Origin of the sequence: Pseudoruminococcus sp. (genome assembly GCF_047012705.1) — a bacterium.
Lineage (GTDB): Bacteria > Bacillota > Clostridia > Oscillospirales > Acutalibacteraceae > Pseudoruminococcus.
Genome location: NZ_JBKXNW010000012.1, coordinates 1 through 17,749, shown reverse-complemented (window position 1 = coordinate 17,749; position 17,749 = coordinate 1). Strand labels below are relative to the sequence as shown.

The 17,749-nt window shown below is 37.0% G+C and carries 12 protein-coding genes and 1 pseudogene; 3 read left to right on the top strand and 10 right to left on the bottom strand.

What is annotated here, in order from left to right; genetic code table 11:
* Positions 1-537 precede the first annotated feature (537 nt).
* The 10 genes and pseudogenes from pap to ACLU24_RS11450 form a co-directional block, all read right to left on the bottom strand.
* On the bottom strand, positions 538-2,055 hold the full coding sequence (gene pap, locus ACLU24_RS11495; RefSeq protein WP_412612787.1) for a polyphosphate:AMP phosphotransferase: 1,518 nt from the start codon (positions 2,053-2,055) through the stop codon (positions 538-540).
* A 12-nt stretch (positions 2,056-2,067) separates the two neighbouring features.
* On the bottom strand, positions 2,068-3,366 hold the full coding sequence (locus ACLU24_RS11490) for an AI-2E family transporter (protein ID WP_412612785.1): 1,299 nt from the start codon (positions 3,364-3,366) through the stop codon (positions 2,068-2,070).
* Positions 3,367-3,400: 34 nt separating this feature from the next.
* Positions 3,401-4,273 carry a YitT family protein gene (locus ACLU24_RS11485; RefSeq protein ID WP_412612784.1) on the bottom strand — a complete coding sequence of 291 codons (873 nt, stop codon included), beginning with the start codon at positions 4,271-4,273 and terminating at the stop codon, positions 3,401-3,403.
* A gap of 544 nt (positions 4,274-4,817) precedes the next feature.
* Entirely contained in the window at positions 4,818-6,488 is a 1,671-nt protein-coding gene (locus ACLU24_RS11480; protein WP_412612782.1) for a DAK2 domain-containing protein, read from the bottom strand.
* A gap of 85 nt (positions 6,489-6,573) precedes the next feature.
* Positions 6,574-6,834, bottom strand: coding sequence for a stage V sporulation protein S (locus tag ACLU24_RS11475; RefSeq protein WP_412612780.1), 261 nt, complete (start codon positions 6,832-6,834; stop codon positions 6,574-6,576).
* Positions 6,835-6,956: 122 nt separating this feature from the next.
* The gene (locus tag ACLU24_RS11470) at positions 6,957-7,727 is read right to left on the bottom strand and encodes a TIGR00282 family metallophosphoesterase (RefSeq protein ID WP_412612778.1); all 771 of its coding nucleotides are present in this window, start codon (positions 7,725-7,727) and stop codon (positions 6,957-6,959) included.
* A gap of 157 nt (positions 7,728-7,884) precedes the next feature.
* Complete coding sequence (locus ACLU24_RS11465) at positions 7,885-8,877, bottom strand: hypothetical protein (protein WP_412612776.1); 993 nt, start codon at positions 8,875-8,877, stop codon at positions 7,885-7,887.
* 245 nt (positions 8,878-9,122) lie between these two features.
* The gene (locus ACLU24_RS11460; protein ID WP_412612899.1) at positions 9,123-11,543 is read right to left on the bottom strand and encodes a glycogen/starch/alpha-glucan phosphorylase; all 2,421 of its coding nucleotides are present in this window, start codon (positions 11,541-11,543) and stop codon (positions 9,123-9,125) included.
* Between the two features lie 30 nt (positions 11,544-11,573).
* Positions 11,574-13,046: pseudogene (malQ, locus tag ACLU24_RS11455) on the bottom strand (4-alpha-glucanotransferase); the annotation flags it as partial.
* 419 nt (positions 13,047-13,465) lie between these two features.
* Positions 13,466-14,110 (bottom strand): HAD hydrolase-like protein, encoded by a 645-nt coding sequence (locus tag ACLU24_RS11450; protein WP_412612774.1) that lies wholly within the window; start codon positions 14,108-14,110, stop codon positions 13,466-13,468.
* Between the two features lie 114 nt (positions 14,111-14,224).
* Here ACLU24_RS11450 and ACLU24_RS11445 point away from each other — a divergent pair, with 114 nt between their 5' ends.
* The 3 genes from ACLU24_RS11445 (at position 14,225) to ACLU24_RS11435 (ending at position 17,687) form a co-directional block, all read left to right on the top strand.
* Positions 14,225-15,022: a heparan-alpha-glucosaminide N-acetyltransferase domain-containing protein gene (locus tag ACLU24_RS11445; protein WP_412612772.1), complete on the top strand. Its 798-nt coding sequence runs from the start codon at positions 14,225-14,227 to the stop codon at positions 15,020-15,022.
* 734 nt (positions 15,023-15,756) lie between these two features.
* The gene (locus ACLU24_RS11440; RefSeq protein WP_412612770.1) at positions 15,757-16,431 is read left to right on the top strand and encodes a response regulator transcription factor; all 675 of its coding nucleotides are present in this window, start codon (positions 15,757-15,759) and stop codon (positions 16,429-16,431) included.
* A 14-nt stretch (positions 16,432-16,445) separates the two neighbouring features.
* Positions 16,446-17,687 (top strand): sensor histidine kinase, encoded by a 1,242-nt coding sequence (locus tag ACLU24_RS11435; RefSeq protein ID WP_412612768.1) that lies wholly within the window; start codon positions 16,446-16,448, stop codon positions 17,685-17,687.
* Positions 17,688-17,749 lie beyond the last annotated feature (62 nt).

The following is a 17,749-nucleotide window of genomic DNA, read 5'->3' as shown; positions in this document are numbered from 1 at the left end:
ATGCTTTTATTTTTGTACTATAATAACTTATCCTCCTTTATATGAAATCGTCTACATTCTTAAACTATTATATATTATCAATCATCTTATGTAAAGGACATAATTTGTTCATAATCCCCAATTAGCACAATTATTTCATTAAAAATTAATCATTAAAATCATTTTTTAGTTTATTTTGCCAAAAAAATAAGCTCTAAATTCAGCTTATTAAATAACACAAAAACAACACAATATGCAAAATGCACAATGACATTTCTTTCAAAATGTCATTGTGCATAAATTTAAATTATAAATATCTAATCAAAACATCATAAAATCGTTAGCTAAAACTTAAGTTCAACAATAGCTTTGAAAAGTTACAGATGCGAATAATAAAGTATTAATTTTCGGAATATTTTTCTGCCCTCCTACGCTTTGAGAAGTATAAAGTGTTTCGCTTTCTGCGGAAAGCGACCAAAGGCTCTGCCGTAGGTGACTACCTTTGGAAACTGCAAGCTTTTGAAAAAGCTTGAGCAAAACTTTTAATTTAACTCCATTTTATTCTGATAAACTCTTTTCTATTGCCGAAATAATAACTTCTAAAGCTTTAATTCTTGCATATAGCTTACTATTAGATTCAAGCACCGTCCATTCAGCAGCTTCTGTTGTTGTTCTGCGGAACATTTCATCAACTGCCGCTTCGTAAAGTTCCCACTTTTCTCTGTTTCGCCAATCCTCGTCAGTTATTTTCCAACGCTTCTGAGGATTTTTTTCTCGTTCTTTAAATCTTTTAAGTTGCTCATCTTTATCAATATCTACCCAAAACTTAACAATGACCGCTCCCCAGCGTCTTAGTTCGGCCTCAAATTCGTTCATCTCACGATAGGCTCTTTTCCACTCATTTTCTGTACAAAAGCCCTCTATTCTCTCAACCATAACTCTGCCATACCAACTTCTATCAAATATAGCAATATGTCCGTCTTTAGGTAAACGCTTCCAGAATCTCCATAGATAATGATGAGCAAGTTCATTTCTGTCAGGTACAGCGACAGGATTAACAACATATCCCCTTGGGTCTAAAGCTTCACTGACGCGCTTAATATTTCCGCCCTTACCGGCTGCGTCCCAACCCTCATAAAGCACAATAACAGGAATTTTTCTGTTATAAATAACACTATGCAAATATCCAAGGCGCTTTTGAAGTTTATCAAGCTTTTTGTTATATTCTTCCTTATCCATACTAAGAGTTAAGTCTATATCATTCAGAACCGGATAATTTTTCAGAATCGGCTTAACAACTATGCTCGGGTGAAGTCCTCTTTCATTTTCAACTTCGTGACTATCGTATAAAGCTTCTCCAGACTCAACACATTCAACCGCTCTTTTAAGTTGAGTTGTAATAACCTTATACATTTCAAGAATTGCATACTCACTCTGCTCCGATGGAATAACATTCCACCTTGCATAAGGTGTATTTGTTTTCAAAAGAAGTTCATCAATTCTCTTGAAGTATTTTTGATATTTTTCATTTTGCTTAATATCCTTTTTGCTTACCTTCCAAAGAGTATTTTCGTCAGAACGCAAGTCATCAAAGCGTTCGCTTTGTTTTTTCTTGCTTATGTGCAAGAAAAATTTCAGAATAAGGGTTCTGTTATCTGCAAGCTGTCTTTCAAAGGTATTTACACTTTCAATCCTTTTTTCTATTTCCTCATCAGAAAGTCCGCCATTATAAGCGTCGCTATAAATATCGCTATACCAACTCTTATTAAGAATCAGAATTTCTCCGTCCTTCGGAATGTTATCCCAATAACGCTTCAAAAATGGATAACGCTTATCCACTTCTGTAGGAATCGTGCCGGAAAAAACATTAAAGTTTCTTGGGTCAAGCGGTTCAATAATTTTCTTAATTGCTGTACCTTTTCCAGCCGCTTCCCAACCTTCTATGAGGATTATTACCGAAATTTTATGCTTCTGAATAGTTCTTTGAAAAATCTCAAGCTCTGTTTTCAAAGGTTTGATTTTTGTTTTATATTCGTCCTTATCAATTTTCTTAGAAATATTAACTTCAGAAAGCATATCAAAATCTCCTTACTTCTTTTTACTATTTGATGAACGTCTTTTAATTGAATATGTAGTTTTTTTCTTTAAAGAATTTATAACTGACTTAGCCTCTCTGCCCTTTTCGCTATTAGGATTTACCGCATGAATAGGTGTAGTCACAAGAATTTTTGATGTTTTAATCTTATTCTTGGGGATTTTTCTCTTTCTTAAACGAACATGAACAACTCTTCTTAAAATTGTATATAAAACCGAAACAATCGGAACTATAACAAGCATACCAACAAAACCAAATACCTTGCCGCCTACAATAATTGATGTCATAACCCAGAGTGCAGGTAAGCCCATAACACTACCCGCAACTCTTGGATAAATCAAGTTACCCTCGATTTGCTGAATAATAATCATCATAACAACAAACCATATAGCCTGCGTAGGATTTACTGTAAGAATCAGCAAGGCACCTATAATAATACCTATTGTTACACCAAACATAGGAATCAAAGCCATAACCGCTACAATAACACCAATCATCATAGCATAAGGGAAACCAAATATAAGCATAGCCGTAATAGTAATCGTACCAAGAATAGTACATTCTATCATAGAACCGGCAACAGAACGAGAAAATGTTTCTCCTGTTAGCTTAAAGATTGAAACAACCATATCCGCTTTTTTTTCTGGAATAAAAGCATAGGTCAGCTTCTTAAATTGTGCATAAAGCTGTTCCTTTTTGAGTAGAAAATAAATAGAGAAAATCAAGCCAAGAAAAATATTAACTACAAGACTTACAGTTCCAACAAGAATATTGAGAGCTTGAGAAACAAAGTTTATAGAAATATCCTGAATAGTCCCAATAAAGCTATTTACTATTGAGTTCCAGTTTATATTCGTACTCATAAAGAATTCTTTAAACTGTGGGTGGTCTTCAGAAATTTGTTCTATCCAGTTTTGTAAATTTATAAATGTATCAGGCAAATTCTGAACCAATGTAATTATACTATTTATAAGTTCAGGAATAATTAAAAGCAAAATAGCTGCAATTATTGCAAGCACAAGCAAAACGGAAATCAAAAGTGAAATAGGTCTTGTTGCCTTACCAAGTCTTAATGTTCCATCTTTTCTTGTAAAAATCTTACGCTCAAAAAATTTCAGAGGTACATTAAATATAAAAGCAAATGCGAGACCTATCAGCATTGGTGTAAAAACTGAAAGTATCCACCCTAAAAAACCGAATACCAAATTCATATTTTGCAGACCAAGGAATATGAGTATTCCCATCGCAATTACGAAAATCAGCATTTTAACATTTTTCTTGTTTAATTCCATCAACTCAGCTCCCAAGTCTTAAATCTTCAAATTTTCACTCCCTGTCACCGCTCAAAACATCGGCAACCTCATAAATCGAAATATATGCCTTTGCATCTATTTCATGAATAATTTCCTTCATCTTACCAATTTGAAATCTATTTACAATAAAATAAATCATTGTCTTGTCATTCTGTGAATACCAACCCTTTGCGTTAAGGGTAGTAATTCCCGTTTCAAATTCCTCAGAAAGCGCTTTGCAAATTTCATCAGGCATAGTTGTAACAATCATAGCTGCCTTTGCTCTGTCAATACCTTCAACAATATAGTCAATCGTCTTTAATGCCGCAAAGTATGTAACAATAGAATAAAGCGGAAGAATCCAGCTATTTACAACAAAGCCGCAAACAATATAAAGTAAAATGTTATATATCATAACAAAACTACCAACAGATATTCCTATTTTTTTTGCAAATATAACTGAAAGAACCTCAACTCCGTCCATAGCACCACCATAGCGTATTGCAAGGCCACTTCCTATGCCTGAAATAACTCCGCCAAATAACGCACACAAGAGTAAGTCTGTTCCTGCAAGCGGTGAGGCGAACGTTACATCAACAGGCAGGATATCAGTAATCAACCACGAACATATAGAATAAACTGCAACAGTGTATATCGCATAAAAAGTAAATAATGCTCCCTGCTTTTTTAATCCATAGATAAAAAGTGGAATATTCAAAATCAAAAGGAACATTGAAAGTGTTAGATAATCTGGTGTAATCTGAGCCAACAGCATAGATGTTCCTGAGATTCCGCTGTCATATAGCTTTACCGGCGAAAGAAATATTGTAATTCCGATTGCATTAACTATGCCTGCTATTGTAAGCATAATCATATTTCTAAGTTTAATTCGTCTAAGTTTGGCCATCTATCATCACTCCCATTTTTTACATATAATAACAACAAAGTTATAAAATTGCTCTTATTATATGCTTTTATAAATTTTATTATAATATAGCCACAAAGAAAAATCAACCATACAATCTGTCTGTTACGATAATTAGTATGCGCTTGATAATAGTTATTAGTTCATATCAAAGTTATATTCAACATTTATCTTTCAAGGAACCCCTTGTGAGGGTTCCCTACGAAAAACATTCCACTGGAGTGTTTTTCTACCCTCCTGTACTTTGTGAAGCATAAATTATTTTCCTCTCTGCGGAAAGCTAGCAAAGGCTACGCTGTAGGTTACTACATTTGAAAACTGCAAGCCTAAAATATTCCGGTTCATAAATACCTTAGACGCGAATATTAATTAAGAATTTATCAAAAGAATTAAACATGTCTTGAGAGCGGCGGCTCGCCACAAAAGATTCAAGCGAAACTTTTAATTTTTACCAAATCCACAATAACCGAAAACTGCCACAGTTCATTGTTAAGTGAACTGTGGCAGTTTAAATTACTTAAAAATATTATTCTACAGAAACAAGGAAATAGTACAACGGTTGACCGCCATTAACTAAAGTAACATCTACTGAAGAGCCATATTTTGCCTGAATAGTATCATACGCAAGATTGGCCTGAGCCTCACTAATATTTTCTCCATATATAAGAGTAATAAATGTTGTAGATTTACTTACCATTTCCTTTGTAAGCTTGATAACCGCTTTAATAGGGTCTTTATCTTTAAAGACAAGTTTTCCGTTATTAAGAGCTATAATATCTCCCTCGCGAAGCTTAGTTGAACCAAATTCAGAATCTCTTGCCGCATAAGTAACCTGACCGGTGAGAATCTTCTTTGCAGCTTCCATCATATATTCGATATTAAGTTCAACAGTTGATTGTGCATCATAAGCAAGCATTGCTGCAATACCCTGTGGAACGGTTCTTGTTGGAATAATTACAGTTTTTCTGTCTGTAACCAATTCACAAGCCTGTCTTGCAGCCATAAGAATATTCTTGTTGTTCGGGAAGACGAAAACAACCTTAGCAGGCACAGCCATAATCGCATTATAGAGATTTTCTGTGCTTGGATTCATACTCTGACCACCGCTGACAACTCTGTCAACGCCCAAATCCTTAAAAAGCTCGTGTAAACCTTCGCCTGCTGCAACAGACACAAAGCCGATTTCTTTTTCAGGTTCAGCCGGTTCAGGAGATTCCTCTAAAAGCTTAAGCTCCTGCTCGTGTTTTTCTGCAGCTATACGATGCTGTTCACGCATATTCTCAACCTTAACAGTAAGAAGTTGACCATATTTAAGAGCAGCCTCAAGTGCAAGACCGGGATTTTCGGTATGAACATGAGTCTTAATAATATCATCATCTTCAACAACTACAACACAGTCGCCAATTCCCTCAAGATATGCACGAAGTTCTGCCGCAGAATCGGCAGTAGCCTCATCGTTCTTGCCTATAATAAACTCTGTGCAGTATGTGAAGTTAATTTCGCTATCGAACTCAGCCGCAGCATTCTTAAAGAAATCGTCGGTATTATCCTTTTTAACTTCAATAGGTGCATCAACATTTATCATTACACCATCACGAAGCAAAGAAAGCATACCCTCAAATATAATGCAAAGTCCCTTACCACCTGCATCGACAACGCCAGCCTTTTTAAGGACATGGAGAAGTTCAGGAGTCTGAGCCAAAGCGTCTTCCGCGGCATTATAAGCTGCACCAAGGACAATTATAGGGTCATTTTCAACATCAGCAGCAATTCTTGCAGCCTCAGCAGCAAGCCTTGCAACTGTAAGGATTGTTCCCTCTGTCGGATTCATAACTGCCTTATAAGCATATTCTACACCAAGAGTAAGCGCATCCGCAAAAAGAATACCGTCAACTTCTTCGCTTTCTTTTAAAACTTCTGCAATTCCCTTAAACAAAAGTGAAAGAATAACGCCAGAATTTCCTCTTGCACCTCTTAGCATAGCAGAAGAAGTCATCTTAGAAACTTCAGCAACTGAAATCACATCTTCGTTCTCAGCAAGAAGCTTTGCCGCAGAAGTAATTGTCATAGACATATTTGTTCCTGTGTCGCCATCAGGAACAGGAAAAATATTAAGCTCATCTACTTCTTTTTTATGGCGTACTATATTATTTGCACCCGAAATAATGGCATTTTTCAAAAGAACTCCATTTATCATCTTAAACACTTCCTCGTAATATAGTAAATTATTAATAAATCATCTCAGTAAAAAAGCTACCAAGTTTAAAGACAATATCAAATAATCAGCGAATCTCTACGAGAAGCTTCATAGCGGTGCGTTCTGCGCCATCAATCTCTATGCTTGTAAATGCCGGAATGCAAATAATATCAACACCCATAGGTGCAAGATAACCTCTTGCAACAGCAACCGATTTCAAAGCCTGATTAGTAGCACCTGCTCCGACAGCCTGAACCTCAACACAGCCGTAATCTCTGATAACGCCTGCGATAGCACCTGCGACAGAATTTGGTGAAGATTTTGATGAAACCTTTAGTATTTCCATTTTTAATTCCTCCTAAATATCGTCAAAGTAGTCAACCCACCTTAACATTAACCATGATATAATAATATAGCAAAATGCAATATTTTGCAAGGGGTTTGTTAATTTTTTTTGTTAAAATATAATTATTTTATTTCTATACGCTCAATATTTATTGTTTTTCCGCTTTTTTCGTCTATTTCAAATAAGATACAATCCATTTTGCAATTACCGTCTGCCGTTTCAAAACGAACAGGCAGTTTCTCTCTTTGCTTCTTTATGGCAAGCTCAGGTTTAACACCAAGCACAGACTTTATTGGCCCTGTCATTCCAACATCGGTTATATATCCCATACCATTTTCAAAAATACATTCATCAGCCGTCTGAACATGAGTATGAGTTCCAAACATAGCCGAAATTCTTCCGTCAAGATAATATCCCATTGCAAGCTTTTCGGCAGTAGCCTCCGCGTGAAAATCAAGTATCGTAATTTTCGCTGTATTTTTCTTCAAAATTTCATCAATCGTTTCATAAGGATCTTTGAGATTTTCGAGAAAAACGCAACCCATAAGATTTATCACACAAACCTGAACCTTACCCATATCATATATAAGCGTACCATTTCCCGGCGTAGTTTTTTCAGGAAAATTAGCCGGCCTTAAAATATATGGTGCATCATCATAATAGGGATAAATCTCTCTGCGCCTGAAAGAATGATTGCCTGTTGTTATAACATCTACTCCACTCGAAAATAAAAAATCTGCCGAAACCGGTGTAACGCCGTTCCCGTCTGCGGAATTTTCTCCATTTGCTATAACGAGGTCTACACCTTTTAATTTTTTAAGCGTAGGAAGTCGCTGACGAAGAAAACGGCAACCAATACTCCCCACAACATCTCCAATGGCAAGTATCCTCATAAACTATCCTCCAAAGCAAATCTATTCCAAATTTTTCTCGGACTTAGAATATATTGTATCACAAGAAAATTAAAAATAAAAGTCAATTTTAGCTTTTATATATTTTAAATAAAAAAAGCCTGAACGAAGAAATCCTCGCTCAGACCACTTCTAAAAATTATCCTATCCTTACAGCCTGATATTTAACCTTTTTCTCCTTAATATAATTAATTATAAATAATACCGCCGCAACAATATAAGACATCAAGCCATAAATCATATCGCTGGTCATTCCGGTTTTAAACTCCTTTATAGCTGATGACATTCCGTAGCCAACATCGCTAAGACTGCTATCAAACAAGATTCTATTCAAAAACTTAAAAGAATCACCAAACGATAATCCTAATTCTGCCCCACCCTGTGTAAATATATTTATACCCACAGCAAGATATTCAGAAACAAATACCATCGCAAGTGAAACAACCAAAGCAGTAATAAGTCCGCCTACGGTGAATTTTCCACCCATCTTCTTCAGAAGCATACACGAAAGAAATACTATAACCGCACCTGTAATAAAGAGTAAAAATCCAAGCTGATAAGTAACAACCCAGATAAGTCCACCAATAAATGCTCCTAAAACAGCTCCCAAAATTCCCATAGGAAGATTAAACTGCTTATTAGCCTCTGCCATAGCCATATTGCTTGTTTCAGCTTGTCTTCTGTTAAAACACTGTGTGCACATAGTATCAACAGTTCCACCGATAGCAAAAAATCCTAAATCCATTTGGTTCCCGCAATACTTACATACCGGAATAAATCCAAACTGATTGCAAAAATAAGTAGCTGCTCCAACAGCCTCCTGTAAAGCAGGGATGGTATTTTTACCCATATCTCGGACGCTTATCGTAACTACCTTATCAAGATAGCTTGTATAATTTATAGTTCTTTTACGCTCAGCTGCAAATTGATTTAAGCTTGAAACCATACCATTTACAGCCTCATTAGATGTTGCTCCGGCACTGACAAGAATAATATACTGTCTCTCAGAAACCAAGTATTTAACAACAACACCAAAGTTGTCAAATACTCCAAAAACAGCAGGTTCAGGTTCTTTTACATATTGAAGCCTACAGTTAGCCGCCAAACCTTGAAGTACAGAATTATTAGCCATAATCTTCCCCACATTCATAATTTTATTACATATAATAGCTTACTATACAATTATAATGACTGTCAATAAACACTCAAAAATTTTGTTGAATTAATAAACAATATACTATATAAGACCTACAATAAAGTCAATCTGCCTAAAACAAATACTTTTTAAAAATAAAAACTCTCCCCAAATCTGCAAAACACAGATTCAGGGAGAGCTAAATCGCTATATCATTTTAACTTACGAGTGTAAGTTTTAAATTACATAAGCTTCCAGAGTTCCTTAGCATATTGAAGGATAGTTCTGTCACTTGAGAATGTGCCGGAGTTAGCTGTATTCTTAAGGCACTTTGTACCAAATGCGATTCTGTCTTTATAGTCAGCATTAGCCTTGAGCTTAGCGTCAATATAATCAGGAAGGTCTCTGAGAATGAAGTAGTGATCTGGTTGATGCCAGCTTGCACCCTCGAGGATTGACTGACGGAGTTCTGCAAAACTACCCTCGCCTGTCTTGTCGCCACCGTCTGTGAAACGGCCATCAATAAGAGTATCAATAACTCTCTTGATTTCTGGGTTAGCTTCATAGATAGCCTTAGGATCGTAGTTGTTCTTAAGTTCGTTGATTTCTTCAACTCTTGCACCGAAGATGTAGTTGTTCTCTTCGCCAGCCTTCTGAACGATTTCAACATTAGCACCATCGAATGTTCCGAGAGTAACAGCACCATTAATCATAAACTTCATATTACCTGTACCAGAAGCCTCTGTACCAGCAGTAGAAATCTGCTCAGAAATATCAGCAGCCGGCATAATCTTCTCAGCATAGGAAACATTGTAGTTAGCTACGAATACAACTCTGAGCTTGTCATTAACATCAGGGTCGTTATTTACGAGCTTAGCAATCTCGTTGATATACTTAATGATAGCCTTAGCTCTTGCATAACCAGGAGCAGCCTTAGCACCAAAGATAAATGCTGTTGGTGTGAAGTTAGGAAGCTTGCCTTCCTTCAAACGGAAGTAGATAGCCATAATGGAGAAAGCATTGAGGAGCTGTCTCTTATACTCGTGAAGACGCTTAACCTGAATATCAAAGATGAAGTTAGGGTCGAGTTGTACGCCATCGTGCTTTGCGATGTAATCAGCAAGCTCTTGCTTCTTCTCAAGCTTAATAGCGTTAAATTGCTTAACGAGGTCTTCATCAATCTTGTCATTAAGCTTAGAAAGCTCGTCAAGATTTCTTACCCACTTTGTACCAATCTTATCAGAGATAAGCTCAGAAAGCTGTGGGTTGCAAAGTCCAAGCCAACGACGCTGTGTAACACCGTTTGTCTTGTTCTGGAATCTTTCTGGATAGATAGCATACCAATCCTTGAGAACATCGTCCTTGAGGATTTCTGTATGAATCCAAGCAACACCGTTTGTATAGCTTGAAGCATAAACTGCAAGTCTTGCCATATGAACAAGGTTGCCGTCGATAATTCTCATACCGTCAAGCTTTGTCTTAACAGGCTCTTTTTCCTTCTTAGCGTCTGCCTTAGCACAAGCACACTCACACTCAACAGGAACATTAAGACCCTTAGCTGTAAGGTCAGCTACAAGGCGAGCGTCGATATTCTTGATGATTTCAACAACATCAGGAATAACATCTGTGAGGAGGTTGATATCCCACTTCTCAAGAGCTTCTGACATAACGGTGTGGTTTGTATATGCGAATGTCTTCTGAGCAATATCGAAAGCAGCGTCGAATGAAAGGCCGTCAAGCTCAAGAAGTCTGATAAGCTCAGGAATAGAGATAACCGGGTGAGTATCGTTGAGCTGAATAGCACAGTGATTAGCAAAATTAGAATAATCATTGCCATACTTAGCCTTATATCTCTTAATAATATCTTGGAGAGAAGCACTGCAGAAGAAATACTGCTGCTTTAATCTAAGAACCTTACCTTCATACTGATTGTCGTTAGGATAAAGAACCTTTGTGATGTTTTCTGCATCATTCTTATCCTGAACAGCAGCATCATAGTGGCTATCATTGAACTGGAGGAAATCAAACTCGTTAAGAGCTTCTGCTTCCCAAAGACGAAGTGTGTTGATGTTGTCTGTGCCATAGCCGATAACAGCCATATCATAAGGAATAGCCTTAACAACCTGGTCTGCAAACTTAACGATAACAGTATCCTCATTTCTTCTGATGCACCATGGGTCACCAAAGCTCTGCCAATCGTCAGCTCTTTCTACCTGGAAGCCGTCCTCAATGCTCTGCTTGAAAAGACCGTACTTATAACGGATTCCATAGCCATCGAGAGGTACATCCTGAGTTGCAGCAGAATCAAGGAAGCAAGCTGCGAGTCTGCCGAGACCGCCGTTACCGAGAGCAGCGTCATCGATTTCCTCGAATACATTGATATCAATGCCCTTGTCAGCGAGAAGCTTCTTAACCTGGTCAAGAATGCCCATAGCATAAAGGTTGTTATACATCATACGTCCCATAAGGAACTCTGCTGAGAAATAGTAAGCACGGCGTGAATTTGCGTGGTTCTTCTTAGCCTTAGCCCACTTTTCAGTGATTTCGCCCATCATAGCTCTGCCGAGGCATTCATGAAGCTCTGCAGGAGAAAGCTCCTCAAGCTCCTTACAATACTCGTTCTTCGCTGTCAAAATAAGGTTGTCGATGATGTTGTTCTTCATTTCTTTTTTGTCCTCCAGCCTTCTGTAGATTTTTGATAACTTATAAAGCTTTTTTGAAATTTCAGGCGTATTGGCACCTGCTTTCATTCTCCAAGCCCAGTTGCCACCGAGCGTTGAAGGGATATTTATACGAGCCTCAGAGCCAAGTCCGAGGATATCCTGCATCTGAACAATCGCATAATCGCTGACGCTCTGATATGCTGTGCGTATAAAGCCCCAGTTTATGCCTTCTTTTTCATTCAAATTACAATATTCGGAAGCAAACTTCTGGTCTTCCTCACTTGCCTGCTTAAACCAACCGCAAACAGTATCATTATCATGAGTACCGATATAGCAAACTGTATTTGAACTAAAGTTATGCGGAAGATAGTCGCTATCCTCCTTAGAATCGAATGCAAATTCAAGAATCTTCATTCCTGGGTATCCAGTATCTTTAAGAAGCTTGATTACGTCAGGCGTCATAAGCCCGAGATCCTCAGCGATAATCGGAATATTGCCCAGACGCTCTTTAAGCTTATTGAAGAAATTCATACCGGGTCCTTCAATCCAAGAACCGTTTATAGCATTTTCCGCAGGATACGGAATAGCATAGAAAGAAGCAAAAGCTCTGAAATGGTCTATACGAGTTACATCGAACATCTTAGCTGCACTTGCAACACGCTTAACCCACCAATCATAGCCTGTTTCTTCAAGATAAATCCAGTCATAAAGCGGATTGCCCCAAAGCTGACCCGTTTCTGAAAAATAATCCGGAGGACAGCCCGCGACGCATACAGGTTTACGGTCGCTATCGAGCCAGAATACGTCAGGATTAGCCCATGTATCCGCACTATCCATTGCAACATAAATAGGCATATCGCCGAAGATGAGAACACCGTTGTCGTTCGCATATTTCTTAAAGTCTGCCCATTGGCTATAAAACTTATATTGAACAAACTTCCAGAAACCCACATCATATCCAAGAAGCTTATTATAGTAGTTTATGGTATCAGGGTTACGATGTCTTATAAGTTTATCAGGCCACTCTGTCCAAGCTTTGTTTCCGAAATAGTTCTTTACAGACATATATAAAGCATAATTTCCGAGCCAGCTGTCATTTTCGTCACAGAACTTCCAGAAATCCCACTTTTCCTTGTCTTCAAGAGCCATAAAGCGGTCATAAGCAATTTTCAGAACCTTAAACCGATTATTATAGATTTTTGCATAATCTATCTTTTCCTCGTCTTCTCCCCAATCTAAAGCTGTAATCTCATCGCGAATCAGCAAATTTTCCTCGCAAAGGAAGTCGAGGTCAATCAGATATGGGTTACCTGCATAGGTTGAGAACGACTGATATGGCGAATCGCCATAGCTTGTCGGTCCGACAGGAAGAATCTGCCAGTATTTTTGACCTGAATACTTCAAGAAATCAACGAAGTCATAGGCCGCTCTGCCAATAGTACCAATTCCGTAGGGTGACGGAAGGGAAGTAATCGGCATAAGAATTCCGGCACTTCTTGCCATGAAATCATCTCCGTCCATATAAAATTTTCTCCGCCTGAGTTTATAATGGCGAAATAATTACAAAATAAATTTTGGCTGTTCAAGCAAAATTAAATGATGTATAAAATTCCGAATAAAATCTACACACCAATTTAAATTATACTAACTTCATTTTACAAATATGTCAAAATAACAGCCCACAAATAGATATTAACACAATTTTATGATTTTTTCAATACATAATAGCGAAAATTCATTAAAATAATGTGTAATTTTTGGCTAAAATACGATGTGCATTTTGCACATATCAAATCTTTGAAAATTTTCTTTGTGTTTTTTACACCCTTATTTCTATTATAACATATAATTTTGAATAATCATAGCATTAATTTTAATTTTCAGTCAGAAAAAAGATTTTTCGTCAATTTGTGCATATAAGCTCAAAGAAACTTCTCAATTTCACCTGTTGTTTCGGCAAAATTCACAGCACCCTCAGCTTCCATTTCTTCACGAGTTCCATATCCATATAACACTCCTACAAAGCCACAGCCACAAAGCCTTGCTCCCTCTGCATCGAACTTTGTATCACCAATCAATGCAGAAGTTTCAGGTGTAGCACCAAGATTTTTAATTCCATAGTTAAGCACATCAATTTTCTTCTGACGCTCTGCGTCTGCTGTAGCACCCGAAACAAAATCAAAATATTGCAAGAGTCCGATATTATCTATAATCTGTCTTGCAAAAAGTTCATACTTAGAAGTTGCAACCCCAAGCTTATATCCCTTTGCACAAAGCTTTTCCAAAAGTTCCTTAATTCCGTCATAAGCTTTGTTCATATATTTGCCCTTAGTATCGTAATAGTTCTTATAGGTTTTAGTGGCAAGTTTAACTTCCTCTTCATCATCAAGGCCAAGTCTATAAAAACTACTTGCAAGCGGCGGACCAATAAAAGATTCCAATTTAAAATTTTTGGGAACAACTATTTTTAAATCTTCTATCGTTTTTCTGACACACCAAAGTATCCCCTCGCCGGATTCGCTCAGAGTTCCGTCAAGGTCAAAAAATACAGCGTCATACTTTCTCATTACCCAACTCTCCTTCAAGTTGAAAAATCCCTTTTTCTTTGTTATAATTGTAGCATATATATTTGATTACGAAAAGCCCTACTAAGATATTTCGGCATTATTGGAGGAAATAAAATGAATATTGAAAAATTTTTCAACAAAACCCAAAAACCGAAATCAAATCGAAGGCGAATTTATGCACTCGATGAACTAAGAGGCTTTTCAGTATTTTGCATGGTATTCTATCACGCATTTTTTTCTATAGGTGAAATTTTCAAAGTTCCGTTCTTTTTATCTCTACTGAAATTCTTTATGCCGGCAGAACCATTTTTTGCGGCAATTTTTATTATAATATCGGGAATATCTTCAAATCTTAGTCACTCAAACCTCTCTCGTGGTGCAAAGCTTTTTTTAGTAGCAATGGCAGTAACACTTGTAACGGCAATCGTAGAGCCAGATTATATAATCCAATTTGGCGTTCTGCATATGCTTTCCGTTTCTATGCTAATATATGGATTATTACAAAAGCCTCTCTCAAAAGTGCCACGGATATTCGGAATGATTTTATTTGCAGTTCTATTTGCAATAAGTTACTGTGTACCATACAAATATATTGGCATACCAAATCTTTTTGCAATAAAGCTTCCAAATATGCTCTACTCAACCTCATGGCTATATCCGATAGGCTTCCCGAATGACAGATTTTTTTCGTCAGATTATTTTCCGTTAATACCGTGGCTTTTCGCCTTTCTTTTCGGAACATATATAGGTAAGTATGCCGCAGAAGAAAGATTTCCGAAATTCACTTATAAAAGCCATATTCCGTTTTTCTCATTCTTTGGCAGACACGCACTTTTAATATATGTTGTGCATCAGCCAGTAATATTCGGTATAACCTATGCCATAGCCTTTATATTAGGTAAGTTGCCTTAAAACCTACAGATAAGCTAAAAAACTTCTCTAAAACAATTAAAAATTTCACGCAAGCCTTTGCGGCGGGCCGCCGTTTCCAAGACACGGAATTGCTCGACAAGTCTTGCTTGTGGTAAGCGTGGAAAGATTATTGGCGCGGTCGAAAAAACTGCCGTTTATGCGAATACAGTTCTCCCAAACATTTTCTCTTTCTAGAATACAATGAAAGTTTAGGTCAAGCCTTTTTTAAAGGCTTGCTGTTTTCAAAGGTAGTCACCTATGGCAGAGTCTTTGGTGGGTTTTAAGGGCAATACCCTTAACATTTTTCTTCATAAAAAAGCGAACGAAGTTCGTCTTGTCGGTAGCTCATTGATAAAATCTTCGACAGTGGCAATAAACTTTTCTTACAAAATCAACTATCCAACTTAACTGAAAACCTACTACAACATTTTTAACTTAATTTTAGTTTTCTGCTATATAATATAAAATAAGTTTGATGACAGGCTTTTAGTTCAAAATAAATTTGTAGCTTATTAGTATTTCGTTATCCGCATCTTGGGAACAGTGGCTCGTCATTAGAGTCCCCACTGCGAGGGTTCCATATGAAAAACATTACGTTCTCTGCGGAGAGCGAACAAAGGCTATGCCGTAAGTGACAACTTTTGGTAACTACAAGCTTTTGAAAAAGCTTGCGCAAAACTTTTAATTTCTGGATTTAGGTTAATATCAATAATAAATTCAAAGGTTGTGAGATTATGAAACTTCTACTTTGTGAAGACGAAAAAGAACTTTCCAATGCGTTAAGAGCAATTCTCCGCCATAATAATTATACCGTCGATGCAGTTTATGACGGGGAGGACGCACTTGCCTATGCAGAAGCCGACCAATACGACGGCATTATTCTTGACCTTATGATGCCGAAAAAGAATGGCTTAGAGGTACTCTCAACACTCAGAAGTCACGGAAACAACACCCCTGTGCTTATCCTTACCGCAAAATCCGAAACTGAAGATAAAATAACAGGACTTGACCTCGGCGCTGATGATTACCTTGCAAAGCCCTTTGATATGGGAGAACTCCTCGCAAGAGTAAGAGCGGTAACCAGACGAAGCACAGGAAGTGCTAGTGATACAATCACCTATGGCGACTTAACGTTAAATAAACAAAGCTTTGAGCTTTCAACATCTAAAGAAACCATTCGTCTTGGCGGAAAGGAATATGGCATAATTGAACTTCTCATCTCGAATCCCGCAAGTTTGATTTCTACAGAAAAAATTATGGAACGAGTATGGGGCTATGATTCCGAATCCGAAATAAATGTCGTATGGGTTTATATCTCATCACTTAGAAAAAAGCTTGTACAAATAGGCTCAACTGTCGAGATTAAAGCGTCACGAGGACTTGGTTATACCCTCGAAAAAGCTGATTAAACGAGGGTTGACATATGATTAAACGACTTCAAAAAAAATTTGTACTTATAGCAATGTGTTCATTTCTTGCAGTTATAGTATGTATCATAGGTGGAATAAATATAGCTGTCACGATTCATGAAAATGAAGCGACTGAAAATATTCTAAATATACTTTCCGATAATGACGGTAAATTTCCCAAAAATGACAACCATAATGAGCCTAAAGATTTCAACAAAAGAAAACCTTTCTTTGATTTCAGTATGATGACCGAAGAGACACCTTTTGAAACACGCTTCTTCACGGTTATGGTTGATTCGGATAATAATATTATTCAACTTGATACAGGACATATCGCCGCAGTTTCTTCAGATGAAGCAGAGAATATTGCTCTTGAAATGCTGAATAGCGGTTCAAATTGGGGAAGCTATGGTTCATATAAATATCGCATAACAGAAAAAAACTATGGAAAGCTTATCATATTTGTAGACCGTAGCAATCAACTAAAAACCTTATCAACATATCTCATATGGTCATGCTCTATTGGTGCAATAAGTCTTTTGATAGTATTCATTCTCGTTTCGTTGCTTTCACGCCGAGCAATAAAACCTGTAATAGAAAATATGGAAAAGCAAAAGCAATTCATAACTGATGCCGGTCATGAAATTAAAACCCCGCTTGCTATAATTTCTGCCAACGCTGATGTTCTTGAGCTGGATATAGGTAAATCTGAATGGATAGACAGTATCCGCAACCAGACCAAGCGTCTTAATAGCCTTGTTAAATCATTACTTGAGCTTTCTAAGGTTGATGAGGGCAAATCCACTTTAAATATGTGTATGTTCTCCATTTCTGATACGATAGAACACGCTGTTGAAGATTTTCAACCTGTCGCAAAAAAGCTTGCTAAGACTCTCGTTTCCGAGATAACTCCACAGCTTTCTATAAAGGGAGATTGTGAAAGCATAGCAAGATTAACAGGTATTCTAATAGATAACGCACTAAAATATTCTGATAAAAATGGTACAATAAAAGTAACTCTTACCCGAAATAGCAAAGGAACAATTCTTACTGTCAGCAATACAGGCTGTACATTAAAACAAAATGAACTTTCAAGATTGTTTGATAGATTTTATAGAGCTGATTCGTCAAGGTCGAGAGAAACTGGTGGTTATGGAATAGGCTTATCTCTTGCAAAAGCAATAGTTGAGGCACATAAAGGAAAGATTTCTGCAAAGGTTGATAATGGTATAATCACATTTAAAGCTATACTGTAATTTAATGAAATTAAAAGTTTTGCTCAAGCTTTTTCAAAAGCTTGCAGTTTCCAAAGGTAGTC

Excerpts from the sequence above, each read along its gene's own strand:
- pap (WP_412612787.1), bottom strand. The coding sequence starts at position 2,055 with ATGCTTTCTGAAGTTAATATTTCTAAGAAAATTGATAAGGACGAATAT.
- ACLU24_RS11490 (WP_412612785.1), bottom strand. The coding sequence starts at position 3,366 with ATGGAATTAAACAAGAAAAATGTTAAAATGCTGATTTTCGTAATTGCG.
- ACLU24_RS11485 (WP_412612784.1), bottom strand. The coding sequence starts at position 4,273 with ATGGCCAAACTTAGACGAATTAAACTTAGAAATATGATTATGCTTACA.
- ACLU24_RS11480 (WP_412612782.1), bottom strand. The coding sequence starts at position 6,488 with ATGATAAATGGAGTTCTTTTGAAAAATGCCATTATTTCGGGTGCAAAT.
- ACLU24_RS11475 (WP_412612780.1), bottom strand. The coding sequence starts at position 6,834 with ATGGAAATACTAAAGGTTTCATCAAAATCTTCACCAAATTCTGTCGCA.
- ACLU24_RS11470 (WP_412612778.1), bottom strand. The coding sequence starts at position 7,727 with ATGAGGATACTTGCCATTGGAGATGTTGTGGGGAGTATTGGTTGCCGT.
- ACLU24_RS11465 (WP_412612776.1), bottom strand. The coding sequence starts at position 8,877 with ATGGCTAATAATTCTGTACTTCAAGGTTTGGCGGCTAACTGTAGGCTT.
- ACLU24_RS11460 (WP_412612899.1), bottom strand. The coding sequence starts at position 11,543 with ATGAAGAACAACATCATCGACAACCTTATTTTGACAGCGAAGAACGAG.
- ACLU24_RS11450 (WP_412612774.1), bottom strand. The coding sequence starts at position 14,110 with ATGAGAAAGTATGACGCTGTATTTTTTGACCTTGACGGAACTCTGAGC.
- ACLU24_RS11445 (WP_412612772.1), top strand. The coding sequence starts at position 14,225 with ATGAATATTGAAAAATTTTTCAACAAAACCCAAAAACCGAAATCAAAT.
- ACLU24_RS11440 (WP_412612770.1), top strand. The coding sequence starts at position 15,757 with ATGAAACTTCTACTTTGTGAAGACGAAAAAGAACTTTCCAATGCGTTA.
- ACLU24_RS11435 (WP_412612768.1), top strand. The coding sequence starts at position 16,446 with ATGATTAAACGACTTCAAAAAAAATTTGTACTTATAGCAATGTGTTCA.